The sequence below is a fragment of the Desulfuromonadales bacterium genome (genome assembly GCA_035620395.1).
Taxonomy (GTDB): Bacteria; Desulfobacterota; Desulfuromonadia; order Desulfuromonadales; family DASPGW01; genus DASPGW01.
On the sequence record DASPGW010000018.1, the window covers coordinates 1 to 23,222 of the forward strand.

Annotated in this window: 22 protein-coding genes; 19 read left to right on the top strand and 3 right to left on the bottom strand. The window is 61.6% G+C overall.

The annotated features are described in order from the left end of the window. Positions 1-173: 173 nt before the first annotated feature. The 19 genes from ndhC to VD811_01055 all read left to right on the top strand — a co-directional run bounded on the left by ndhC (position 174) and on the right by VD811_01055 (position 22,279). The gene (ndhC, locus tag VD811_00965) at positions 174-530 is read left to right on the top strand and encodes an NADH-quinone oxidoreductase subunit A (protein ID HXV19542.1); all 357 of its coding nucleotides are present in this window, start codon (positions 174-176) and stop codon (positions 528-530) included. Next, positions 521-1,027, top strand: coding sequence for an NADH-quinone oxidoreductase subunit B family protein (locus tag VD811_00970; protein ID HXV19543.1), 507 nt, complete (start codon positions 521-523; stop codon positions 1,025-1,027). The genes ndhC and VD811_00970 overlap by 10 nt, the downstream gene beginning before the upstream one ends. 46 nt (positions 1,028-1,073) lie before the next feature. Beyond that, entirely contained in the window at positions 1,074-1,556 is a 483-nt protein-coding gene (locus VD811_00975) for an NADH-quinone oxidoreductase subunit C (GenBank protein ID HXV19544.1), read from the top strand. 45 nt (positions 1,557-1,601) lie between these two features. Next, entirely contained in the window at positions 1,602-2,780 is a 1,179-nt protein-coding gene (gene nuoD / locus VD811_00980) for an NADH dehydrogenase (quinone) subunit D (GenBank protein HXV19545.1), read from the top strand. Positions 2,781-2,808: 28 nt separating this feature from the next. Further along, positions 2,809-3,306: an NADH-quinone oxidoreductase subunit NuoE gene (gene nuoE, locus VD811_00985; GenBank protein ID HXV19546.1), complete on the top strand. Its 498-nt coding sequence runs from the start codon at positions 2,809-2,811 to the stop codon at positions 3,304-3,306. A gap of 47 nt (positions 3,307-3,353) precedes the next feature. Continuing rightward, positions 3,354-5,135, top strand: a complete 1,782-nt coding sequence (nuoF, locus tag VD811_00990) for an NADH-quinone oxidoreductase subunit NuoF (GenBank protein ID HXV19547.1) — start codon at positions 3,354-3,356, stop codon at positions 5,133-5,135. Between the two features lie 34 nt (positions 5,136-5,169). Then, on the top strand, positions 5,170-7,650 hold the full coding sequence (gene nuoG / locus VD811_00995; protein ID HXV19548.1) for an NADH-quinone oxidoreductase subunit NuoG: 2,481 nt from the start codon (positions 5,170-5,172) through the stop codon (positions 7,648-7,650). 18 nt (positions 7,651-7,668) lie between these two features. Beyond that, complete coding sequence (locus VD811_01000; GenBank protein ID HXV19549.1) at positions 7,669-8,631, top strand: tetratricopeptide repeat protein; 963 nt, start codon at positions 7,669-7,671, stop codon at positions 8,629-8,631. A gap of 54 nt (positions 8,632-8,685) precedes the next feature. After that, positions 8,686-9,729, top strand: a complete 1,044-nt coding sequence (gene nuoH, locus VD811_01005) for an NADH-quinone oxidoreductase subunit NuoH (GenBank protein ID HXV19550.1) — start codon at positions 8,686-8,688, stop codon at positions 9,727-9,729. 29 nt (positions 9,730-9,758) lie between these two features. Beyond that, positions 9,759-10,154 carry an NADH-quinone oxidoreductase subunit I gene (locus tag VD811_01010; protein ID HXV19551.1) on the top strand — a complete coding sequence of 132 codons (396 nt, stop codon included), beginning with the start codon at positions 9,759-9,761 and terminating at the stop codon, positions 10,152-10,154. A 19-nt stretch (positions 10,155-10,173) separates the two neighbouring features. Further along, the gene (locus tag VD811_01015) at positions 10,174-10,677 is read left to right on the top strand and encodes an NADH-quinone oxidoreductase subunit J (protein HXV19552.1); all 504 of its coding nucleotides are present in this window, start codon (positions 10,174-10,176) and stop codon (positions 10,675-10,677) included. A gap of 27 nt (positions 10,678-10,704) precedes the next feature. Continuing rightward, entirely contained in the window at positions 10,705-11,007 is a 303-nt protein-coding gene (gene nuoK, locus VD811_01020; protein ID HXV19553.1) for an NADH-quinone oxidoreductase subunit NuoK, read from the top strand. A 53-nt stretch (positions 11,008-11,060) separates the two neighbouring features. Further along, a complete protein-coding gene (nuoL, locus tag VD811_01025) occupies positions 11,061-12,998 on the top strand; it encodes an NADH-quinone oxidoreductase subunit L (protein HXV19554.1) in 1,938 nt (645 codons plus the stop codon). 47 nt (positions 12,999-13,045) lie between these two features. Further along, positions 13,046-14,737 carry an NADH-quinone oxidoreductase subunit M gene (locus VD811_01030; GenBank protein HXV19555.1) on the top strand — a complete coding sequence of 564 codons (1,692 nt, stop codon included), beginning with the start codon at positions 13,046-13,048 and terminating at the stop codon, positions 14,735-14,737. Positions 14,738-14,795: 58 nt separating this feature from the next. After that, positions 14,796-16,259, top strand: coding sequence for an NADH-quinone oxidoreductase subunit N (locus tag VD811_01035; protein HXV19556.1), 1,464 nt, complete (start codon positions 14,796-14,798; stop codon positions 16,257-16,259). A 117-nt stretch (positions 16,260-16,376) separates the two neighbouring features. Beyond that, a complete protein-coding gene (locus VD811_01040) occupies positions 16,377-18,353 on the top strand; it encodes a hydantoinase/oxoprolinase family protein (protein ID HXV19557.1) in 1,977 nt (658 codons plus the stop codon). A gap of 87 nt (positions 18,354-18,440) precedes the next feature. Beyond that, positions 18,441-20,015, top strand: coding sequence for a hydantoinase B/oxoprolinase family protein (locus VD811_01045; GenBank protein ID HXV19558.1), 1,575 nt, complete (start codon positions 18,441-18,443; stop codon positions 20,013-20,015). Next, the gene (locus VD811_01050) at positions 20,008-21,372 is read left to right on the top strand and encodes a UbiD family decarboxylase (protein HXV19559.1); all 1,365 of its coding nucleotides are present in this window, start codon (positions 20,008-20,010) and stop codon (positions 21,370-21,372) included. Before VD811_01045 ends, VD811_01050 begins: the two co-directional genes overlap by 8 nt. A 34-nt stretch (positions 21,373-21,406) precedes the next feature. Further along, a complete protein-coding gene (locus VD811_01055; protein ID HXV19560.1) occupies positions 21,407-22,279 on the top strand; it encodes a response regulator in 873 nt (290 codons plus the stop codon). A 39-nt stretch (positions 22,280-22,318) separates the two neighbouring features. Here VD811_01055 and VD811_01060 read toward each other — a convergent pair whose 3' ends face one another. The 3 genes from VD811_01060 to VD811_01070 all read right to left on the bottom strand — a co-directional run. After that, the gene (locus tag VD811_01060) at positions 22,319-22,573 is read right to left on the bottom strand and encodes a hypothetical protein (protein HXV19561.1); all 255 of its coding nucleotides are present in this window, start codon (positions 22,571-22,573) and stop codon (positions 22,319-22,321) included. Continuing rightward, the gene (locus VD811_01065) at positions 22,566-23,015 is read right to left on the bottom strand and encodes a CBS domain-containing protein (GenBank protein ID HXV19562.1); all 450 of its coding nucleotides are present in this window, start codon (positions 23,013-23,015) and stop codon (positions 22,566-22,568) included. Before VD811_01065 ends, VD811_01060 begins: the two co-directional genes overlap by 8 nt. After that, on the bottom strand, positions 23,015-23,222 hold a 208-nt coding region (locus VD811_01070), incomplete at its 5' end, for a hypothetical protein (protein HXV19563.1). The genes VD811_01065 and VD811_01070, both read right to left, overlap by 1 nt.

Consider the following 23,222-nt stretch of genomic DNA (forward strand, 5'->3'; position numbering starts at 1 on the left):
TGAAAAGTCCTGTTAAATCGTTGTTCTGACACTAAAAATGCGCATACAGTATACAGTATTTTTTCCTTGACAAAGGTTTTAATTTATCCTAACTTGCACACGGCCGTGCCCCGTGGAAGCCATCCCTGAAAAAGCAGGAATTATCATAAAACATTCGCTGGAGGAGCCGTTTCATGCTAGATAGCTATCTGCCGATACTCGTCCTCATCGCCATCGCCCTGGCTTTCGCCCTGGGATCTGTCGTCATGTCGAGGCTGGTGGGACAGAAGAAGCCGTCCACCGTCAAGCTGGCCCCTTACGAGTGCGGCATGCCTCCCGTCGGGTCGGCTCGCGAGCGCGTCTCGGTCAAGTTCTACATAATCGCAATGCTCTTCATCGTCTTCGATATCGAGGCGGTTTTCCTTTACCCCTGGGCGGTGGTGTTCAAGAGGCTCGGTCTTTTCGGTTTCGTCGAGATGGGGGTCTTTATCGCCATCCTGCTCGTCGGATACGTTTATGTCTGGAAAAAAGGAGCACTGGAATGGGAGTAGAAAGCCTGGGTAACAACGTCATCACCACGTCTCTGGATAAACTCGTCAACTGGTCCCGGTCCAGGTCGCTGTGGCCGATGACCTTCGGTCTGGCGTGCTGCGCTATCGAGATGATGGCGACCGGTGCCGCTCGTTTCGACCTCGATCGCTTCGGTGTTCTTTTTCGTGCTTCGCCGAGGCAGGCCGACTGCATCGTCATTGCCGGGACGGTGACCAAGAAGATGATGCCGGCCATCAAGACCGTCTATGAGCAGATGCCTGAGCCCAAGTATGTTATTGCCATGGGCGCCTGTGCCTGCTCGGGAGGGATTTTCGATACCTATAGCGTGGTGCAGGGGATCGACGAATACCTGCCGGTCGACGTTTACATTCCTGGCTGCCCGCCGCGACCCGAGGGTCTCCTCTGCGGGATTATCAAGCTGCAGGAGAAGATCATGAAGGAGCGCAACTCCTTCGGTGCCGCCATCGGCGTGGGCGAAGTGATCAGCCAGGCTTGAGCGGTCCTTCCTCTAGGCCGAAATCGCAATGACAAGGAATGAGAATATGAGCGTACAGTCTGTAGTTGAAAGCCTGAAGGGGAAGTTCTCCGCTTCGGTCCTGGAGGTCGCCGAATTCCGTGGCGAGACGACGGTTGTCGTGAAGAAAGAGGATATCGTCGCAATCTGTGCCTACCTCAAGAAGGAGGTAGGGTTCAATTTTCTTACTGACCTCTGCGGCGTCGATTATCTCGGGAAGTCTCCCCGTTTCATGGTTGTCTACCATCTGTACAACATCAAGACCCATGAGCGGCTGCGTCTCAAGGTCCCGGTGGAGGAAAAATTTCCGCAGGTCGATACGGTCAGCGGCGTCTGGGCAACTGCCAACTGGCACGAACGCGAATGCTGGGACCTGATGGGGATATCGTTCAATCACCATCCCGACCTCCGCCGCATCCTCATGCCGGAAGACTGGCAGGGGCATCCTCTGCGCAAGGATTATCCGGTTCAGGGCCCCGGGCGCGAACCCTACCAGGGGCGTCTTTCCTAGTCAGTCGCACAGGTTAATCACCGTTTCCCATAGAAGAGGCAGATTATGGCTACGACCGAAACGATGACCATAAACATGGGACCGCAGCATCCCTCGACCCACGGGGTGTTGCGTCTGGTGCTGGAGCTTGACGGGGAGGTTGTCGTCAAGGCCGTACCGCACATCGGTTTTCTCCATCGCGGCATCGAAAAACTTTCCGAACACCGCACCTACCACCAGGTTCTTCCTCTGACCGACCGCCTGGATTATCTGGCGCCGATGCACAACAACCTGGCGTATGTTCTGGCGGTGGAGAAACTGCTGGGAATCACCGACCTGATTCCCGAGCGGGCACAGGTCGTCCGGGTCATGCTGGCGGAATTGACCCGCCTCAAGAGTCACCTTGTCTGGCTCGCCTGCCATGCCCTCGATATCGGCGCCATGACCGTCTTCATTTACTGCTTCCGGGAACGGGAGCGAATCATGGATATTTACGAGAAGGTTTCCGGCGCCCGCATGACCTCCAACTATTTCCGTGTGGGCGGTCTCTCGGCCGATCTACCTGCCGGATTGGAGAAGGAGATTCGTACCTTCGCCGAGGAGATGCCGCGCCACATAGATACTTATGAAGGCCTGCTGACCGGCAACAAGATCTGGCAGAAGCGTGTCCAGGGCGTCGGTCGCATCAGTGCCGAGGACGCCATCGACCTAGGCGTTTCCGGCCCCTCTTTGCGCGGCTCAGGGGTTAATTGGGATTTGCGCCGGGACAATCCCTACAGCGGTTATGAGAACTACGATTTCGAGGTTTCCGTCCAGGATGGCGGCGACACCTGGGCTCGCTATCTCGTCCGGCTCAAGGAAATGCGCGAGTCGTGCAAGATCGTGCGTCAGGCCCTCGACAGGCTCAAGCCCGGCCCCATTCTCGCAGATGCACCGAAGATCGTACTGCCGCCGAAGAAGGACGTGGTCAACACCATCGAAGGTCTGATCCACCATTTCAAGATCATTAGCGAAGGGTTCAAGCCCGAAGCCGGCGAAATCTATCAGAGTGTAGAGAATCCCAAGGGCGAGGTCGGGTTCTACATCGTCTCCGACGGTTCGGCTCGCCCCTATCGGATGAAAATCCGCCCCGCATCCTTCATCAATCTGCAGGCGCTGCCCAAGATGTGCGAAGGAAGCCTGATTGCCGACGTGGTGGCCGTCATCGGGACTTTGGATATCGTCCTCGGCGAGATCGACCGGTAACCGTCACGCGACGAAAGAGGTGTCGAACATGAGTAACACTGCGGAAATTGTACAGGAAGAGGAAATCGATCTGACCGCCGCCAATGCGATTATCGATAAATATATCGACATGAAAGGCGCCTTGATGCCGGTGCTGCAGGAGATCCAGGAGGCCTACGGCTATGTACCGGAGCCGACCGTGCACCTGGTTGCCGATCGGCTCAACGTCTATTCCAGCCAGATCTACGGGGTGCTGACTTTCTATGCCCAGTTTCATCTGGAGCCGCGCGGCAAGTATATCGTCCGCGTCTGCATGGGGACGGCATGCCACGTCAAGGGGGCCGGCCGCATCGGCGATACCCTCAAGGATCGCCTCGGCATCGGCCATGCGGAGACTACGCCTGACCTCAAGTTCACCGCCGAGTTCGTTGCCTGCATCGGCGCCTGTGGCATGGCGCCGGTCATCATGGTCAACGATGCGACCTACGGCAGCATGTCGGTCCAGAAGATGGACGAGGTCATCAAGAAGTACCAGGGAATGGAATAAATCTTCGGTTTTGCCAATTTTACCAACACCAGCGGGGACTCAATCCTATGGCCGCGAATGCTGAAAAGATAAAAGTTCTCATCTGCACGGGAACCGGTGGCCTGGCCTCCGGGGCCAGGGCGGTGGCGGATGCTTTCGAAGAGGAATTTGCCAAACAGGGCGTCGAAGCCAAGGTTGGCAAACGCTGCGAGGTGGTCGGTACCGGCTGCCGCGGCCTCTGCGCCAACGACGTGCTGGTCGATATCGTCGTGCCGGGTCAGGACCCGGTGACCTACGACTTTGTTACCCCGGAACTGGTACCGCAGATCGTCGGTGAGCACGTGCTGGCCAACGAGCCGGTTGCCAAGAAGGTCGCCGGCCCCTACTACGCCAAGTTTCTCGAAAAACAGATGCGCGTCATCTTCTCCCGTTGCGGCACGATCGACGCGGAGAGCATCGAGGATTTCATCGCTCACAAGGGCTTTACCGGCATCCAGAAGGCGGTCACCATGACGCCGGACCAGGTGATCGACGAAGTCAAGCGTTCCGGCCTTCGGGGTCGTGGGGGCGGCGGCTTCCCGACCGGCGTCAAGTGGTCCTTCTGCAAGGCCTCGCCCGGTGAGACCAAGTATCTGATCTGCAACGCCGACGAAGGGGACCCCGGGGCGTTCATGGACCGCTCGGTCCTCGAAGGGGATCCGTACGGCCTCATCGAAGGGATGATGATCGGCGCCTATGCCATCGGCTGCAAATTCGGCTATGTCTATGTGCGCGCCGAATACCCCCTGGCCATCAAGCGGTTGCAGAAAGCCATCGACACCTGCTACGAGCGCGGTATCCTCGGCAAGGACTGCATGGGCCTCGGCTTCGCCTTCGACATGCGAATCAAAGCCGGCGCCGGCGCCTTCGTCTGCGGCGAAGAGACGGCGCTGATGGCCTCCATCGAGGGGCAACGCGGCATGTCCCGGCCCCGTCCGCCGTTCCCCGCCGTGCGTGGCCTCTGGGGTTACCCCACCAATATCAACAACGTCGAGACCTTCGCCAACGTCTCCTACATCTTCTACAACGGCGCCGACTGGTACGCCTCGATCGGCACCGAGGGGACGAAGGGAACCAAGATCTTTGCCCTCACCGGCAAGGTCAAACACACCGGTCTGGTCGAGGTCCCGGCCGGGACGACCATGCGCGAGGTCATCTTCGACGTCTGCGGCGGCATTCTCAACAACCGCAAGTTCAAGGCGGTGCAGGCCGGCGGCCCTTCGGGCGGCTGTCTCCCCGCCGAGGCCCTCGATGCCCAGGTCGACTACGACTCGCTGATCAAGGCCGGCGCCATGATGGGCTCCGGCGGGCTGGTCGTCATGGATGAAACGACCTGTATGGTCGACATCGCCCGTTTCTTCCTCAACTTCACTCGCGTCGAGTCCTGCGGCAAGTGTATCCCCTGCCGCATTGGCCTGAAGATCATGCTCGAAATTCTCGAGCGCATCACTCGCGGGGAAGGGCGCGAGGGAGATATCGAGATGCTCGAGAACATGGCCTACGACATCAAAAAGAGTTCGCTCTGCGGCCTCGGGCAGACGGCCCCCAATCCCGTCCTCTCCACCATCCGCTACTTCCGGCACGAATACGAGGCGCATATCAAGGAAAAGCGCTGTCCGTCGAACTCCTGCAAGGAACTGCTCAAGTTCGAAGTGGTGGAGAACGCCTGCAAGAAATGCGGCCTCTGCTTCAAGATCTGCCCGGTGGACGCCATTACCTGGGAAAAGGGCGGGGTGGCGATCATCGACAAGGACAAGTGCACCAAGTGCACCTCCTGTTACGACGCCTGCCGCTTCATGGCAATCGAGTAGCCGATTCCCTAGCTGATTCTGATAAGAGGTCAAGATGGTAAATCTGACGATTGACGGCAAGAAGGTTACGGTTAAAAGATCGGCGACCATTTACGAGGCCGCGAAGGAAGCCGGCATCGATATTCCGGTCCTCTGCTATGCCAAAAAGCTCCTCCCCTATGGCGCCTGCCGCGTCTGCCTGGTGGAGGTGGAGCAGATGAAGGGGCGGCTGATCCCCTCCTGCACCACCCCGGTTACGGAAGGGATGGTCGTCACCACAACCTCCCCCGAGATCAATAAGGTGCGCAAGACCGTTCTTGAGTTTCTACTGGTCAACCACGTGGTAGAGTGTCCGGTCTGCGACAAGGGCGGCGAGTGCGATCTGCAGGATCTGACCTACGAATACGAAGTGGTGACCAACCGCTTCGAAGGGGTGAAGTTCGACCTCCCCAAGGACGAGGTCAATCCTCTGATTGAGCGCAACATGAACCGTTGCGTGCTCTGCGGCAAGTGCGCCCGCGTCTGCGACGAGATCGTCGGTTACGGCTCCTACTCCTTCATCAACCGCGGCTTCGAGACGAAGATTGCCACCGCCTTTGATCGCGGACTGAACTGCGAGTTCTGCGGCCAGTGCGTATCGATGTGCCCGGTCGGTGCCATCCTGCCGCGCCCCTTCAAGTTCAAGGCACGCCCCTGGCAGCTCAAGGAAGTCGACTCGGTCTGCGGCTATTGCGGCAACGGCTGCACCGTCACCCTTGGCGTACTGGGGAATAAGGTCGAGACCATCCGCTTCAACGACAAGACCGGTGTCAACGACGGTAACCTCTGCATCCGTGGCCGCTTCGGCTATTCCTACGTCAACAGCGAAGAGCGCCTGAAGAAACCGCTGCTGCGCAAGGACGGTCAGTTGGTCGAGGTCGAATGGCCTGAAGCTCTCGCTGCCGTGGCCGACGGCCTCGCAAGGGCCGGCAAGGAAAAGGGGCTCGGCATCCTGGCCGGTGGCCGCCTTACCAATGAGGAAATCTTCCTGCTCAAGAACCTCGCCAAAAGTCTCGGTACGGGCAACATCGACCACTCCGGCGGCGAATGCTACAAGGGGCTTACCGAGGGTCTGCAGCTGACGCTGGGCATCAGTGCCTCGACGGCGACCTTCCCGCAGGTCGAGCAGGCTGACGTCATTCTCGCTATCCGCTCCGACTTTTATGAGACCCACCCGGTCTTCGGCATGGTGGTCAACCAGGCGGTGAAGCGGCATGATGCGCATTTGTTCATCGTCTCCGACAAGAAGGGGAAGTTCACCAAACTTCCCCATGCCGAGACCCTGCTGAGCCGCCCCGGACTTGAGGTCAATATCCTCAACGCCATGGCCCAGGTGTTGCTCGCCGAGGGACTGGCGGTCATCGACGGTGTTGAAGGGATTGACGAGCTTAAAAAGGCGCTTGCTGATTATGCCCCCGAGCAGGTCGCGGCCCAGACCGGGGTGGCCGCTGAGGCTATCCGCCAGGCCGCCCGGCAGCTGGCCGGCGCCAAGAAGAGCGCCATCCTGCTGGCCTATGGCCTTCCCTATACGGCTCAGAGCAGGGAACTGGCGGTTGCTGCGGCCAACCTGGCAATCCTTGCCGGAAATGCCGGGCGCCCCGGAAGCGGGCTCTACCTGTGCGGCGAAAAGGCCAACAGCCAGGGGGCGATCGACCTTGGGCTGCTCCCCGCAGCCGGCGCCCTCGGCGCCCAGGAGATGCTGCAGGCCGCTGCTGCCGGCAAGCTCGGTGCTCTCTACATCATCGGCGAGGACCCCCTGACTTCCTATCCTGATCGGGCCAAGGTGGAAGCGGCCCTTGACAAGGCGTCCTTCGTGGTCGTACAGGACATTTTTCTGTCACCGACGGCCTTGCAGGCCGATGTGGTTCTGCCCGCGGCCTCTTTTGCGGAGAAGGACGGTACCTTCACCAATGCCGAGCGGCGCATCCAGCGGGTTCGCCCCGGCATCGCCAGCCCTGGCGATGCAAAGTCGGACTACGCTATCTTCACCATGCTCGCCGCCTGCCTGGGCCAGCAGGTGAGTTATACAGGCCCTGCCGCAGTTTTCGCCGAGATCGCCGCGGCGGTTCCAGCCTATGCCGGCATCGATTTCAATGCCATCGGTCCGCAGGGGATTGTCTGGGGAGGCGAATCGCTGTCGCCGCGCTGCAAGAAAGTTCTGCCGGTCGCCGGCGGCAAGGCACTCGACGCACCTTTCCAACTGGTGACGGGGAGCGCCCTTTACCACAGTGGCACCATCTCAAGCCGTGCCAAGGGTCCTCTCGCCGTTGTTCCCGAGCCGTATCTGGAACTCAGTCTGCAGGATGCTGCGGCGCTCAAGATCGTCGATGGTGAAATGGTGTCCGTCAAGGGGAACGGCGTGGTGCTCAAGCTCAAGGCCAAAGTCGACAGTCGCCTCCCCAAAGGGGTCGTTTTCGCTCCTTACCATTTTGCCAGCGCCGGCCTGAACCGTCTCTATCGGGGCGAGGCTGCGGTTGCCGTGGAACTGAGCAAGTAACCAGCGCCAGGAGAGATTATGGACTGCCCCAAATGCAAGGCGCCCGTCTCGGTGAGGGCCAAATTCTGCGACCAGTGCGGGGCTAACCTGGCCGCGAATGTCGAGTTCCTGCACCAGCGCGCCCTCGATCATTATCACCGGGGACTGATCGACGAGTCGATCCGGCTCTGGGACGAAGCGATCGGTTTGGAGCCGGGCTACTGTAAAGGTTACTATTACAAGGGGCTGGCGCTCTACGACCGCGGTGACCTTCAACTGGCCGTTTCCGCCTTCCGCAAGGCGCTGGAGGGCGAGAAGGAGCCTTTTCGGGTCTACTTCAAGCTCGGCATGGCCCAGTACGGGCTCGGGGATCTGGCCGGCAGCATCGAAAGCTTCCGTCAGGCCCTCAAACTCAATCCGGGCAGCGCCGAAACCCACTACCGCCTCGGGCTCTCGTGCCTGCGCAACAATGACCTCGATGGCGCTCAGCGGGCACTTGCGGAAGCCCTAGGGATCAACCCCCAGTACACACGGGCGCTCTACATCCTTGGCATGGTTCTTTCTCAAAAAGGCGAGCACGACGAGGCGATTGCTAAATTCCGCAAGGTGGTCGAACTCAGCCCCACCTACACCGCCGCCCGTTTCGAGCTGGGCATGGCGCTGTTCAAGAAGGGCAGCCTGAGTGAAGCGGCCGAGCAGTTCCGGATGGCGGTCGAGTCCAATCAGCGCTTTGCCCCCGGCCACTTCATGCTGGGGGAGTCCTGCCGCAAACTGGGCGAATTCGGCGATGCAATCGGGGCCTACGAGCAAGTCCTGAAGCTCAATCCGAAGGACGCGGACACCTACATCCGCCTGGCCGAGTGCAACCTGCAACTCGATTTCCTCGACGCAGCCCGCGAGGCGCTGAACAAGGCATTGGCAATCAACCCGGACAATCGCGACGCCCAGTACCTGAAGAAGCATCTGGGGGAGATGACCACCCCCCACAAACCCGGTTTTTAGATTGGTATTCAAGTACCGTTATTTGATCAAATCTGACGAAGGAAGAGGATTGACATGACGCCACAAATGTTAAGCCTGTCGAACGCACCGCTGTGGTTCGTCGTCGCGATGCTGGTGAAGATTGCCGCGGTTTTCGGGGTAACCATGCTGATGGTCGCTTACGCCACCTGGGTGGAGCGCAAGGTCATCGGTCACATGCAGACCCGCCTTGGCCCCATGGCTACCGGCTGGCACGGCCTGCTGCAGCCGATTGCCGACGGTCTGAAGCTCTTCTTCAAGGAGGATATCATCCCGGCACAGGCCAGCAAGGTAGGGTTTATCCTGGCGCCGATGATGATTCTCGTTCCGGCGCTGATCACCGTCGCCGTCGTTCCCTTCGGGCCGGACCTGGAGATCGGTGGCTATCTGATTCCGCAGCAGATCACCGACCTCAACGTCGGCATGCTCTATGTCCTGGCGATGGCCGGCCTTGGCGTCTACGGCATCGTCCTTGCCGGCTGGAGTTCCAACAGCAAGTACTCGCTGCTCGGCGGCATCCGCTCCTCGGCGCAGATGGTTTCCTACGAGTTGGCGGCGGGCCTGACCATAGTCTCGGTCTTCATGCTCTCCGAGACACTCAGCCTGCGGGGGATCGTCGCAGCGCAGGCAGGGCCCCTCTGGGGCAGCATCGCCTTCCTCCCCAACTGGTATGTCTTCTCCCAGCCGCTCGCCTTCGGACTGTTCGTCATCTGCTCGCTGGCCGAAATCAACCGCACCCCCTTCGACCTCCCAGAGGCCGAGACCGAGCTGGTTTCCGGCTTCTGCACCGAATACTCCTCGATGAAGTACGCCCTCTTCTTCATGGCGGAATACGCGAACATGATCGTGATCTCGGCTCTCGCTGCCACGCTCTTCCTTGGCGGCTGGGGCGGGCCCTTCCCGGGAGTCATCAACCTGCTGCTGAAGGTCTTTGGTTTCATGTTCTTTTTCATCTGGCTTCGTGCCACCTGGCCCCGTGTACGTTATGACCAGCTGATGTTCCTGGGCTGGAAGGTCTTCCTGCCCCTCTCGCTGCTCAATATCGTGGTCACCGGCCTCGTGGTCGTGTTGGTGCAGTAACTCAAACCTGAGACAAGAGGATACGGCCCATGTTCAAAGAATTCATCCAAGGTCTGAGCATTACCTTTAAACACATGCTTCCTGGGCACTCGACTACGGTCCAATACCCCCTCGTGAAGTTGCAGCCTTCTGATCGCTTTCGCGGTCTGCACCGGTTGGTGCCGGCGCGCGACCGGGAGAAGTGCGTCGCCTGTTATCTGTGCCCGACGGTCTGTCCCGCCAAGTGCATCACGGTCGAGTCGGCGGAAAACGAGAAGGGCGAGAAATATCCCAAAGTTTATAAAATCGATCTGCTACGCTGCATCTTCTGCGGTTATTGTGTCGAAGCCTGTCCAGTCGAAGCCCTCGAGATGACCGACGCCTACGAACTGGCCAACTACAAGCGCGACGACTTCAACTTCACTAAAGAGCGGCTGCTCAAGTAATCGAAGGAGCGTTGAATCCATGGAAATCCTCTTTTTCTACCTGGTCGCCCTGGTCGCGGTCGCCTCCGCCCTGCTGGTGGTCACGTGCAAGAATCCCGTCAACAGCGCCCTCGCTCTGGTGAACACGTTCTTCAGCCTGGCCGTCTTCTACGTCATGCTCGAGGCGCCCTTCATGGCAGCCATTCAGGTCATGGTCTACGCTGGCGCCATCATGGTCCTGATCATCTTTGTCATCATGCTGCTGAACCTCGGAACGGCCACCCTGAAGAAGGTGTCCCACTCGGTGGCCGGCGGCGCGGCGGTAGCGGCACTGACCCTTTTTGTGATCGGCTACTTCCTCAACCGCAGCGAGCCGACCGGGATGACCGGTGACATCACTTCCGAAGTTGTAGCCAGGGTTGGTCATACCGAGTTGATCGGCAAGGCGCTGTTTGTCGATTTTCTTCTCCCATTTGAAATCACTTCCATCCTGCTCCTGGTCGCCATCATCGGGGCGGTGGTGCTGGCCAAGCGTGAAGTCTAGCCGAGAGACAAGGACAGGAGAGAGACCATGATCACCGTTCACCATTACCTGATACTCAGCGCGATTATCTTCTCCATCGGCACCTTCGGAGTCTTGACGCGCAAAAACGCCATCGTCATCTTCATGTGCATCGAGCTGATGCTCAATGCCGTCAACCTGACCTTCATCGCCCTCTCCCATCACCTGGGAAATCTTGACGGCCAGGTTTTCGTCTTCTTCGTCATGACCGTGGCGGCCGCTGAAGCTGCCGTGGGTCTGGCCCTGATGATCACTTTCTTCCGCAACCGGGAGAGCATCGAGGTCGACGACATCAACCTGTTGAAATGGTAGTATCTGCGATTCCGGGATTGCACTAAAGCTCAATCCGCTCAGAGGAGATATAGATGTACGACAAACTGTGGCTCATCCCGTTCTTTCCGCTGCTGGGGTCCGTGATCAACGGACTGCTCGGTAAGAAGATCAAGAATGAGAAGGTGATCGGGGCCATTGGAACCCTGGCCATCGCGTCCTCCTTCGTGGTCTCCTGCAAGTACTTCTTCCAACTGCTCGGCGACACGGAAAAGGTCCACGAGCAGGTGATTGCGTCCTGGATGTCCGTGGGGCCACTGCAGGTCGATTGGGGCTTCCTCCTCGATCCCCTCTCGGCGTTGATGATCATGGTGGTAACCGGGGTCGGCTCGCTGATCCATCTCTACTCCGTCGGCTACATGCACGGCGAGGAAGGGTTCTACCGCTACTTCTCCTACCTGAACCTCTTCTGCTTCTCCATGCTGATGCTGGTACTGGGCAACAATGCTCTCGTCATGTTCATCGGCTGGGAGGGCGTCGGTCTCTGCTCCTATCTCCTCATCGGCTACTACTTTCACAAGCAGAGCGCCGGCGACGCCGCCAAAAAGGCGTTCGTCGTCAACCGCGTCGGCGACTTCGGCTTTCTGCTCGGCCTGTTGACCCTTTACTGGACGCTGGGGAGCGAGCATGGCGTCTGGACCCTCAACTTCGTCGAGATCGCCAAACACGGCCATCTGCTGGGCGCCGGCAGCCTGGTGGTGACCATCATCACGCTCTGCTTCTTCCTCGGTGCCACCGGCAAGTCGGCGCAGATCCCTCTTTACACCTGGTTGCCCGACGCCATGGAAGGCCCCACCCCGGTCTCCGCCCTGATCCATGCAGCCACCATGGTCACCGCCGGCGTCTACATGATCGGCCGAATGAACGGCCTCTTCGCCATGGCTCCCGACACCATGATGACGATCGCCATCGTCGGGGCCGCCACCGCCATCTTCGCTGCCTCGATTGGCCTCGCCCAGAATGATATCAAGCGGGTGCTCGCCTACTCGACAGTCTCCCAGCTCGGCTACATGTTCCTGGCCATGGGGGTCGGTGCCTTTACCGCCGGCATCTTCCACCTGATGACCCATGCCTTCTTCAAGGCCTGCCTCTTCCTTGGCTCCGGTTCGGTCATTCACGCCCTGTCCGGCGAACAGGACATGCGCTTCATGGGTGGTCTGCGCAAGCATATGCCCTATACCCACGCCACCTTCCTCATCGCCACCATCGCCATCGCCGGCATACCCGGTCTGGCCGGCTTCTTTTCCAAGGACGAGATCCTCTGGTGGGCCTTTGCCTCGACCCGTGGCCACTGGCTGCTCTGGCTGGTCGCTGCCGGCGCCGCCGGCATGACTGCCTTCTACATGTTCCGCCTGGTCTTCATGACCTTCTACGGCAAGGAGCGCCTGACGCACCACGCCAAGCACCACCTGCATGAGTCCCCTTTCGTCATCACCCTGCCGCTCATGGTGCTGGCGGTGCTTTCGGTATTCGGTGGTTATGTCGGCGTCCCGGCCATCCTGGGCGGCGCCAACCATATCCACCATTTCCTGGAGCCGGTCTTCGGCCATTCGACCGAAACCTTTGGTCTCTCTGCCCACGGTAGCCACGCTGCTGAGTACGGTCTCATGGGGGTATCCATTGGCATCGCCGTGGTCGGCATTGCCCTGGCCTACCTCATGTACCTGAAGAGCCCGGAGCTGCCGGCCCGCTTCGTCGCCTCCTTCCAGGGCCTGCACCGGGCGGTATTCAACAAGTGGTACGTGGACGAGATTTACGACGCCCTCTTCATCAACCCCACCAAGCGACTCGGCACCTTCCTCTGGAAAGGGTTCGATGTGGTCGTGGTTGACGGCATCGTCAACGGAACCGGCAAGATTGTCGTCGCTTTTTCGAAGGCCCTTCGCTTCACCCAGACCGGCTATGTCCACAACTACGCCATGTCGATGGCGGTCGGGGCTATTGTGATCGTGGCCGTTTACGTCTTCAGGTAAGAGTGCTGTCCGATTTGCCATAGAGAGTAATCAAGGAGCGAATTCCAATGACCGAACATCTTCTCAGCCTGATGACCTTCTTCCCGCTTCTGGGACTGCTGGTCCTGCTTTTCCTGCCCCGGGAGAATGCCGGCCTGCTCAAGGGCTTTACCCTGGCGGTGACGCTGGCCACCTTTTTCATCAGCCTGCCGCCGGCATTCGACGACGTCTTCAAGACCTCGGGCGGAATGCATTACACCGAGTTCGCCAAATGGATCAGCATCGGCGACTATTTCCAGATGAACTACAGCGTCGGCATTGATGGCATCAGCCTCTGGCTGGTCCTGCTGACCACCTTCATCATGCCGATTGCCGTTCTCTCTACCTGGCATGCCGTCGAGAAGAACGTCAAGGGCTTCATGGCCCTGCTGTTGCTGCTCGAAACGGGGATGATCGGCGCCTTCGTCTCCCTCGACCTCTTTCTCTTTTACATCTTCTGGGAACTGATGCTGATCCCGATGTATTTCCTGATCGGCATCTGGGGGGGCAAGAACCGCATCTACGCCGCAGTCAAGTTTTTCATCTACACCGCCGTCGGCTCCCTGCTGATGCTGGTGGCCATTCTCTTCATCTATTATTACGCCGTGCGGTCCGGCATGGATATCAGCGGCTTCTCCATCGCTGACTTCTATAAACTCTCCATCCCCGCCGGCGTGCAGACCTGGCTCTTTGCGGCGTTCGCCTTCAGCTTCGCCATCAAAGTGCCGATGTTCCCCCTGCACACCTGGTTGCCCGATGCCCATACCGAGGCGCCCACCGCCGGTTCGGTGATCCTGGCCGCTATCCTGCTGAAGATGGGGACCTACGGCTATGTGCGTTTCGCCATGCCGCTCTTTCCCGACGCCACCCAGCAGTTCATTCCCTTCCTCTCCCTGCTGGCGGTAATCGGCATCATCTACGGCTCGCTGGTCGCCATGATGCAGGACGATGTGAAGAAGCTGGTCGCCTACTCCTCGGTTGCCCACCTCGGCTTCGTGATGCTCGGCATCTTTGCCCTCAACATGCAGGGGATGGCCGGCGGCATGATCCAGATGATCAACCACGGCATTTCGACCGGCGCGCTCTTCCTTATCGTCGGTTTCATCTACGAGCGGCGCCACACCCGCCAGATCTCCGAATTCGGCGGCCTGGCCAAGCAGATGCCGGTATTTGCTACCATCTTCATGATCATTACCTTCTCCTCCATCGGCCTGCCCGGCACCAACGGCTTTGTCGGCGAGTTCCTCGCCCTGATGGGGGCCTTCGAGAGCGAGCTGCGCTGGTATGCCGTATTCGCCACCACCGGCGTTATTTTTGCGGCGGTCTACATGCTCTGGATGTTCCAGCGGGTCATGTTCGGTGAGCTGAAGAACCCGAAGAATGTCGAACTCAAGGACCTTTCGTCGCGCGAAGTGGTCCTGATGCTGCCGCTGCTGCTTTTCGTCTTCTGGATCGGTGTCTATCCCAACACCTTCTTCGACAAGATGAACCCGGCCATTGAGCAGCTCATTCAGCAGGTTAAAGGCCGCCAGATTCAGGCCTTGCAAATCGTGCCCGCTGCCGAAGCGGCCGAGCCGGCTCCGATGCTCCCCGCCGCAGGCGGTGATGCTCAGGCTGAGCCTGGTGCTGTTCCAGTTCCTGCTGCCGGGGAGGCGGGCGAGGCGCCCGCGCTGCCGCCGGGACATCCGCCCATCGCGCCGGCCCAGCCTGGCGGCAACTGAGAGAGCACGCCAAGAACCACCTGTATTCGGCTAAAACCGCTTCCGGAGGAGCATTTCCATGGAAAATCTTGCTCAACTCGCCATGCAGAACGTCAATTTCGGCGCGATCATGCCCTCGCTGGTGCTGACCTGCTTCGGTCTGGCGATTCTGCTCATCAACGTCTTTTCGCCCCGCGGCAAGACGGCACACACTTGCTGGATCAGCATCGCCGCGCTGGTCGTTACCGGCATCGTCGCCACCTCCGCGTGGAATAACCCGCAGTTCGGCTTCGCCGGCAGCGTTGCCCTCGACAATTTTGCCAGCTTTTTCAACCTCACCTTCCTGCTGGCGGCCGGGTTGACCATTCTCATGTCGGATGATTATCTGCGGCGCGAGGGGTATCCGGTCGGCGAGTATTACCCGCTCATTCTTTTCACCACCGCCGGCGCCATGTGGATGGCTTCGGGGACCGACCTGATGACCATTTTCCTCGGCCTTGAGGTCCTCTCCGTCTCCCTTTATGTCCTGGCTGGGTTCTTCCGCCGTCAGACCCGCTCTAACGAGGCCGGCCTCAAGTATTTCCTGCTCGGAGCATTTTCCACCGGCTTCCTCCTTTACGGGATTGCTCTGCTTTACGGCGTCGCTGGCACCACCAACGTCGCCGATATCGGCATGTACCTGCGCAGCCAACCGGCCTTGCTGGCCAATCCGATGACCGTTGCCGGTATGCTGCTGCTTTCCGTCGGCTTCCTGTTCAAGATTGCCGCCGCTCCCTTTCACATGTGGACCCCGGACGTCTATCAGGGGGCGCCGACCCCGATTACCGCCTTCATGAGCGCCGGTCCCAAGGCAGCCGCTTTTGCTGGCTTCCTGCGCATCTTCACCCTTGGCCTCGATGGGCTGCAGGCCGAGTGGACCGCTCTGCTCTGGGTGCTTGCGGTGCTGACCATGACCGTCGGCAACGTTCTGGCCATTTACCAGAACGACCTCAAGCGGATGCTTGCCTACTCCTCCATCGCCCACGCCGGCTACGCGCTGGTCGGCATGGTGGCCGCCAACGATATCGGCAAGTCCGGCATCCTTTTCTACATGCTCGCCTACACCTTCATGAACCTCGGTGCCTTCGCCGTTCTGGTTCTGGCCGGCAAGAAGGGTGAAGAGAACCTCACCCTCGAAGGCTTTTCCGGTTTCGGGTACAAGCGCCCCTTCCTCGGCGTGGCGATGACCATCTTCCTCCTTTCCCTGATGGGCATCCCGCCGACAGCCGGTTTCGCCGGCAAGTTCTACATCTTTGCCGGAGCCGTCGAGGCTGGCTACATCTGGCTGGCCATCCTGGGTGTGCTCAATTCGGCCGTTTCCCTCTACTACTACCTGCGGGTGATGGTTTACATGTACTTCCGCGAGCCCACCGAGGACTATGGTTGGATGACGATGCAGGTGGGAGCCGTGATCTCCATCATTCTCGCCATTGTCGGCATTTTCTATCTGGGCATCTTCCCGGGCAGCGTCATGGAGATGGCCAAGAGCGCTGTCATGTTTTAAGATTGTATAGCAGCATACGCTGTAATGAAGCCCCCCGGACCCCGTCCGGGGGGCTTCGTCGTCAGGGGATGACGCTGAGGGCAATTTCAGGTAGAATGCTCAGCCATGACAGTGCCAATGGACAGACATATCCCCATGGTCGGCGTCGATACCGGCGGCACCTTTACCGATTTCGTTCTCGTCGAAGGCAGGCAGGTCAGAACCTATAAGCTCCCCTCCACCCCTGACGACCCGTCACGGGCGGTTCTGGCCGGTCTCCGTCATCTCCTTGGCGACCGGGAAACGCTGGTTTTTCATGGCTCGACGGTGGCGACCAACGCTCTGCTGGAGGGGAAGGGGGACGCTGTTGTGCTGGTGGTCACGGCGGGATTTCGTGACCTGCTGGCGATTGGCCGGCAGAACCGGCCCAAACTCTACGCCCTGCATCCCCGGCGGCAGCCTCCGCTGGTACCGCGGGAGCGCACGGTTGAAGTGCGTGAGCGGATTCTGGCCGACGGCAGCGTGGAGACGCCTTTGACAGGGGCAGAGAAGGAGCGGGTGGTTGCCGCGGTGACGGCCAGTGGCTGCCGCTCGGTCGCCCTCTGTCTGCTCCACGCCTACGCCAATCCGGAACACGAGCGCCAGTTGCTTGAGGCATTGGTGGAAGCCGGACTGCAGGTCTCCGCCTCCTGCCGGATCCTTTCCGAGTACCGCGAATTCGAGCGGGCCTCGACGACGGCGGTCAACGCCGCCGTTTCGCCGGTCATGGAGCGCTACCTAAGACGCCTGCAGCAGGGGCTGGGTGGCGGGCATCTGAAGATCATGCAGAGCAACGGCGGGTCGATACTGGCCGAGACGGCAGGCCGCGAGGCCGTGCGGACCATCCTCTCCGGACCGGCCGGGGGCATGGTGGGCGCCTTCGCCACGGCCAGGGCAGCCGGCTGCCATCGTGTCCTCACTTTCGACATGGGCGGGACGAGCACCGATGTCGCTCTCTGCGAAGAAACCATCCCCTTTACCGCCGAGACGGTCATTGCCGGCTGGCCGGTCAAGGTGCCGATGATCGACATCCATACCGTCGGCGCCGGCGGTGGCTCCATCGCCCGGCTTGATGCCGGCGGAGCGCTGCGGGTCGGGCCGCAGAGCGCCGGGGCCGACCCCGGCCCGGCCTGCTATGGCCGCGGCGGCGCGGTGACGGTGACCGACGCCAACCTCTACCTCGGGCGGCTGCTTCCCGACCGCTTTCTCGGCGGCCGAATGTGGCTGGATGTGGCGCGCAGCCGGCAGGCGATAGAAGGGTTGGCCCGGCAATCCGGCCTCGAACCGGTACAGCTTGCCGAGGGAATCCTCGAGGTCGCCGAAGCGACCATGGCCGGAGCGCTGCGGGTGGTCTCCATCGAGCGCGGGCATGATCCGCGCGACTTCGTCCTGCTCCCTTTCGGCGGCGCGGGGGGTCTGCACGCCTGCGCCCTGGCCGAGAAGCTGGCCATTCCCCGGGTGCTCATCCCGGTGCATCCCGGGCTCCTGTCGGCCGTCGGCATGATCCTCGCCGATGCGATCCGCGACTACTCCCGCTCGCTGCTGCAACCGGCGACGGCCGCAGCGGCCGAACTCGAAGGACTGCTGTCGCCGATGCGGCGACAGGCGCTGACCGAGATGGCCGCCGAGGGTGTCGAGGCGGGTCAACTGCAGTTGCTGCCTTCCCTCGATCTGCGCTACCGTGGCCAGTCCTTCGAGGTGAATGTTCCGCTTGCCGGCGATTATCTGAGCGAATTCCATTCCCGGCACGAGATGCTCTACGGTTACCGCGACGACTGGCGGCCGGCGGAAATCGTTACCTTGCGCCTGCGCGCTGTCGGCCGTGGCCCCCGGCCCGACCTCACCCGTGGAGCATGCCGCACGGGCGAGGCAGCCCCGGAGCGGACGGTGCCGGTGGTTCTGGATGGACGGCAAATAGACTGCCCGACCTACGAGCGGGAGCGCCTGCCGTGCGGCAGTAGCTTCGCCGGTCCGGCGCTGGTGGTGGAGGAGACGGCAACGCACCTGGTGCGGGTTGGGTGGAAGGCGGAGGTGGATGGGCGGGGGAACCTGCTGCTGGAAAGAACAACTCCCTGATGGACGCTGTGGACGGAGTGGACAACATGGACAGTTAGAAGTCCACAACGTCCATAAAGTCCATGTCGTCCACAAGAGGTTCAAAAGATGACCGAAACCATCGACCCGATCCGCCTGGAAGTGCTGAAGAACCGCTTCGTCTCTCTCGCCGAGGAGATGGGGGCGGTGCTGATGCGCACCGCCTTTTCGCCCAACATCAAGGAGCGGCGCGACTTTTCCTGCGCCCTCTTCGACCGGCACGGCGAGATGCTCGCGCAGGCGGCCCATATCCCGGTGCATCTCGGCTCGATGCCGCTGTCGGTGACCGCCGCCCTCGAGCGTTCGGACCTTGCTCCGGGAGACATGCTGCTGCTCAACGATCCCTACCGCGGGGGGACGCACCTGCCCGACATCACCCTGGTCACGCCGGTCTACCTCGATGACGACCGTCCCGTGTTCTTTCTCGCGAACCGCGCCCATCATGCCGACGTCGGCGGCATGAGCGCGGGCTCCATGCCCCTGTCTACTGAAATCTTTCAGGAAGGGCTGCGCATCCCGCCGGTGAAGATCGTCCGGGGCGGCGAGATCGACCCGGAACTGCTCGCCCTGCTGCTGGCCAACGTGCGCACCCCGGTCGAGCGGGAAGGGGACCTGAGTGCGCAGATCGCCGCCAACCGCACCGGCGAGCGGCGTCTGCGGGAGATCGTCGGCCAGTACGGCCTGGCCGAAGTCGAGCGCTACGGTGGCGCCTTGCTCGATTACGGCGAACGGCTGATGGCGGCGGTCATTCGGGACATTCCCGACGGAATCTACACCTTCGCGGACCTTCTGGATGACGACGGGGCGGGAACGGAGGCGATCCCGATCCGCTGCAAAATTGCTGTGTGCGGCGGGCGGGCGACGGTCGATTTCACCGACTGCGCCCCCCAGGTCGCCGGCTGTCTCAACGCCGTGCGTGCCATCACCCTCTCGGCGGTCTTCTATGTCTTCCGCCTGCTGGCTCCGGAGGAGATCCCCAGCAATGCCGGCTGCCTGCGCCCCATCGAGGTGCTGACCCGGCCGGGGACGGTGGCGGACTGCACCTTCCCGGCAGCGGTGGCCGGGGGGAACGTCGAGACCTCGCAGCGCCTCGTCGATGTCCTCCTCGGCGCCCTAGCCCAGGCCCTGCCCGGACGCATCCCGGCGGCGAGCGCCGGCACGATGAACAATCTCACCATCGGCGGCGTCGACCCGCGCAACGGCGAACTGTTCACCTACTACGAAACGATCGCCGGCGGCGCCGGCGGCGGCCCAGGCGGAGACGGGGCAAGCGGCGTCCAGACGCACATGACCAATACCCTCAATACCCCCGTGGAAGCCCTGGAGCACGCCTATCCCCTCCGCGTGCGGCAATATTCGCTGCGCGACGGTTCGGGCGGCTCGGGGCGGCAGCGAGGCGGCGACGGCGTAGTTCGCGAAGTCGAGTTGCTCGGTGCCGCGCGGCTCACCCTGATCAGCGAGCGACGGGTTTCTGCTCCCTACGGACTGCAGGGAGGAGGAGCCGGCCGACAGGGGCGCAACCAACTGATCCGCGGTGGTGAGGTGACGGAGCTGCCGGCCAAGGTCACGGTCGAGGCCAGGGCCGGCGACCGGCTGCGCATAGAGACCCCGGGCGGCGGCGGCTGGGGGAAATCCGATGCCTAGGGGATGGGAGGACCTGAGTTCGTTTATTTCCTCGCTCGAAGAGCGCGGCGAACTGCACCGGATAAGGGCGGAGGTCGACCCGCGGCTGGAGATCGCAGCCGTCACCGACCGGGTCAGCAAGGGAGCCGGCGGTGGCCGGGCCCTCCTCTTCGAGAGGGTGTGCGGGCATCGCTTTCCGGTGGCGACCAACCTTTTCGGCTCGCGACAGCGCACCGCCTGGGCGCTGGGAGTCGAGGCCCTGGAGTCGATCGCCGAACGCCTTACCCGGGAACTGGCGAAGGCGACGGGCAGTGCCGACGAGCGGCTGCAGACCATTCTGGCCCGGCCGGAATTTGCCCCGCTGCCGGCCACCGAGGCGCCCTGCCAGGAGATCACGGAACCGATCGCCGATTTCTCGCTCCTTCCGGCCCTGCAGTCCTGGTTCGGGGACGGCGGCCGCTTTATCACCCTGCCGCAGGTCTTCACCCGCGACCCGGAAACCGGCGAGCCCAACTGCGGCATGTACCGGATGCAGATCTTCGACGCAAGCACCGCCGGACTGCACTGGCGGCCCGGTTCGGACGCCGCCCGCCACCATGCCGCCTGGCAGCGGCGGGGAGAGAGAATGCCGGTCGCCGTCGCTCTCGGCGGCGACCCGGCCCTGACCTATGCCGCCGGCTCGCCGCTTCCCGCCGGCCTCGACGAGGTCGCCTATGCCGGCTTCCTGCGCGGGGCGCCGGTGGCCATGGCCCCCTGCAGAAGCTCCGATCTCGAGGTGCCGGCCGGTGCCGAGTTTGTCCTCGAGGGGTACGTCGAGCCGGGGGAAGAGCGTCTCGAGGGGCCCTTCGGCAACCACACCGGCAGCTACGCGCCGCCGGAGCCCTGCCCGGTTTTCCATCTCACCAGAATCACGCACCGTCGTGATGCAATTTTCCCCTGCACTCTCGTCGGGCCGCCGCCGATGGAGGACTGCTGGCTGGCCAAGGCGGGTGAGCGGCTGCTGCTGCCGCTGTTGCGCATCGATTTTCCGGAAATTGTCGATCTCAATTTCCCTGTCGAGACGATCTTTCACGGCTGCGCTCTGCTTTCGGTGCGGACATCGGCAGGCAGCGGGCGGGAACTGCTGCGCTCCTTGTGGCAGAGCCGCTTCTTCCGTTCGTCGCGGCTGCTGGTGCTGCTTGCCGAAGAAGTAGACGTGCAGGACCCGGCGCAGGTATACTGGCAGGCGGTGAACCGTGTCGACCCCGAGCGGGATGTGATCGTCGAGGCGGCGCGGATCGGCATCGACGCCAGCAGGGTCCCGCCAGGCGGCAGGGTCGTGGGGGATGTCGAAACAGAGCTGCGAGTCAAGCGGCGGTGGCACGAGTACGGATTTTAACAAAAGCACCCATGTCCATGAAAGGACCCTGTGCATGTTGAGCATTGTCGAATGGCTGGAAGATATCGAACGTGGCGCCGCCGAACTATACACGGCCGCCGCTCGCAGCTTTGCCGAAGACCCGGCGTTCGCGGCGTTTCTGCAGCGGCTGGCCGAGGAGGAGAAGTGGCATCGCCAGCTCATCCGCTCGTTACCGATGGGCCGCGAGGCCGAGGCGGTCGATGAAGAGTTGATCACCCTCGATGAGGAGACCCGGGCCAATATTTCCGAGCTGCTGGCCAAGGGTCTGAAAAAGGTCGTCGCCGGGGAAATGAGCCGGGAGGCAATGCTGGAGACGATTGCCGCCGCCGAATTCTCCGAGTGGAACGACATCTTTCTCTATGCGCTGCACGCCCTGCAGGGGAGCGGCCGGGAATATCAGGCAGCCGTGGCCGAAATCGAACGCCACAAGGAGGAGATCGCCCGCTTCCTGGCCGCCGAACCCGACGGCAGGCGTTTCCTGGATACGGTGCAGCGGCTGCCGGCGGTGGCGGGCAAGCGCATTCTCATCGTCGAAAAGCACCGGGCGCTGGCCAGACTATTGCGCAGCATCGTGGCCACCGTCGGCGAGGTCGAACTCGTCGAGAGCGGCCCCGAGGGTCTGGTCCGGCTCGAAAACGAGCATTTCGACGTCGTCATCTCAGACATCAACATGCTGGCGATGAACAGTCTTGAGTTCTACGCCAGGGTGATCGGCTTCGACCCGGCGATGAAGGATCGTTTCGTCTTTTTTGCCGGTGTTGCCCTGCAGGAGAGCCTGGAGACGGTTGCCGCCGGCGAAGCCACCGTGTTGGCCAAGCCGGCTCTGGTCAGCCACCTGCGCCGGGCGGTGGCCGAAATTGCTCACAGAAGTCGGGTCATTCACTGATGGCCAAAACTGCTTGGCGGGACCTTTGACGCGGTCCCGCTAACGCTCCTCCCCGCTGGCGAACAGGGTCAGCGCCCAGGCATCAGCAGTTGAATCATATCTCAGGATGTAGCGATTCCCGTCGTCGCCGTGCACCTTGAAGTAGCGATGGCCGGGGGCGAGCCAGCGATCGAGGATTTCGACGACCTCGATTTTGCGTTCGCCGAGAAAAAAGCGGCGCGGCGTCTCCTCCTCCCGGTAGCCGGCGTAGCATTCGACCCGGACGCCGAAGGGTACTTTCCTTTGCTCAGCCACGTCTCTGCAACTCCCTCTGCTGCTCGTTGCCGATGAGCTTCACCAGGTCGCTGAGCTGCTCGGCAACCAGATCGATCAGGTCGTCGACCGCCAGAATGCCGGCCAGAGCACCGCCGGGGTCGACCACCGGCGCCCGCCTGACCCCGCGTCCACGCATCCGCAGCAGGGCATCCATGACCTCCTCCTCGGCGCTTACCGTCAGCAGTTCGGAGCTCATGGCATCGCCGACTGCGACAGCTTCGAGCGGGATCTGCTCGGCCAGGAGTTCGACGACGATGTCCCGGTCGGTCAGGATGCCGACAGGGACCCGAATGCCCGCCCGCTCCTCCGTTACCACCACATCCCCGACATGGTGTCGGCGCATCAGTTGAGCGGCCTCCAGGATGGCGGCCTCGCGGTCGACGAAGACCACCTCGCGGTTGCAGATTTCTCCGACCTTCATCAGTAGACCTCCCCGGGTTCGTCGTGCCCCTCTCTGCCGGTCAGGGGGACGAAGGCGACGCCCAGCACGGCGCGCGTGTGGCACAGTCCACTTGCGTCTCTTTCAATCAGCAGCAACTCCTGGTGCATGTACGGCAGCCCGACGGGGATCACCAGTCGACCGCCGGGCCGCAACTGCTCCGTGAGCGGCGGCGGGACGTGGGTAGCG

Coding starts and splice junctions, on each gene's coding strand:
- nuoH (HXV19550.1), top strand. CDS start 8,686: ATGACGCCACAAATGTTAAGCCTGTCGAACGCACCGCTGTGGTTCGTC.
- nuoD (HXV19545.1), top strand. CDS start 1,602: ATGGCTACGACCGAAACGATGACCATAAACATGGGACCGCAGCATCCC.
- VD811_01055 (HXV19560.1), top strand. CDS start 21,407: ATGTTGAGCATTGTCGAATGGCTGGAAGATATCGAACGTGGCGCCGCC.
- VD811_01010 (HXV19551.1), top strand. CDS start 9,759: ATGTTCAAAGAATTCATCCAAGGTCTGAGCATTACCTTTAAACACATG.
- VD811_01015 (HXV19552.1), top strand. CDS start 10,174: ATGGAAATCCTCTTTTTCTACCTGGTCGCCCTGGTCGCGGTCGCCTCC.
- nuoE (HXV19546.1), top strand. CDS start 2,809: ATGAGTAACACTGCGGAAATTGTACAGGAAGAGGAAATCGATCTGACC.
- VD811_01035 (HXV19556.1), top strand. CDS start 14,796: ATGGAAAATCTTGCTCAACTCGCCATGCAGAACGTCAATTTCGGCGCG.
- VD811_01050 (HXV19559.1), top strand. CDS start 20,008: ATGCCTAGGGGATGGGAGGACCTGAGTTCGTTTATTTCCTCGCTCGAA.
- nuoL (HXV19554.1), top strand. CDS start 11,061: ATGTACGACAAACTGTGGCTCATCCCGTTCTTTCCGCTGCTGGGGTCC.
- VD811_00975 (HXV19544.1), top strand. CDS start 1,074: ATGAGCGTACAGTCTGTAGTTGAAAGCCTGAAGGGGAAGTTCTCCGCT.
- nuoF (HXV19547.1), top strand. CDS start 3,354: ATGGCCGCGAATGCTGAAAAGATAAAAGTTCTCATCTGCACGGGAACC.
- VD811_01065 (HXV19562.1), bottom strand. CDS start 23,015: ATGAAGGTCGGAGAAATCTGCAACCGCGAGGTGGTCTTCGTCGACCGC.
- ndhC (HXV19542.1), top strand. CDS start 174: ATGCTAGATAGCTATCTGCCGATACTCGTCCTCATCGCCATCGCCCTG.
- VD811_01045 (HXV19558.1), top strand. CDS start 18,441: ATGACCGAAACCATCGACCCGATCCGCCTGGAAGTGCTGAAGAACCGC.
- VD811_00970 (HXV19543.1), top strand. CDS start 521: ATGGGAGTAGAAAGCCTGGGTAACAACGTCATCACCACGTCTCTGGAT.
- VD811_01030 (HXV19555.1), top strand. CDS start 13,046: ATGACCGAACATCTTCTCAGCCTGATGACCTTCTTCCCGCTTCTGGGA.
- nuoG (HXV19548.1), top strand. CDS start 5,170: ATGGTAAATCTGACGATTGACGGCAAGAAGGTTACGGTTAAAAGATCG.
- VD811_01000 (HXV19549.1), top strand. CDS start 7,669: ATGGACTGCCCCAAATGCAAGGCGCCCGTCTCGGTGAGGGCCAAATTC.
- VD811_01040 (HXV19557.1), top strand. CDS start 16,377: ATGGACAGACATATCCCCATGGTCGGCGTCGATACCGGCGGCACCTTT.
- nuoK (HXV19553.1), top strand. CDS start 10,705: ATGATCACCGTTCACCATTACCTGATACTCAGCGCGATTATCTTCTCC.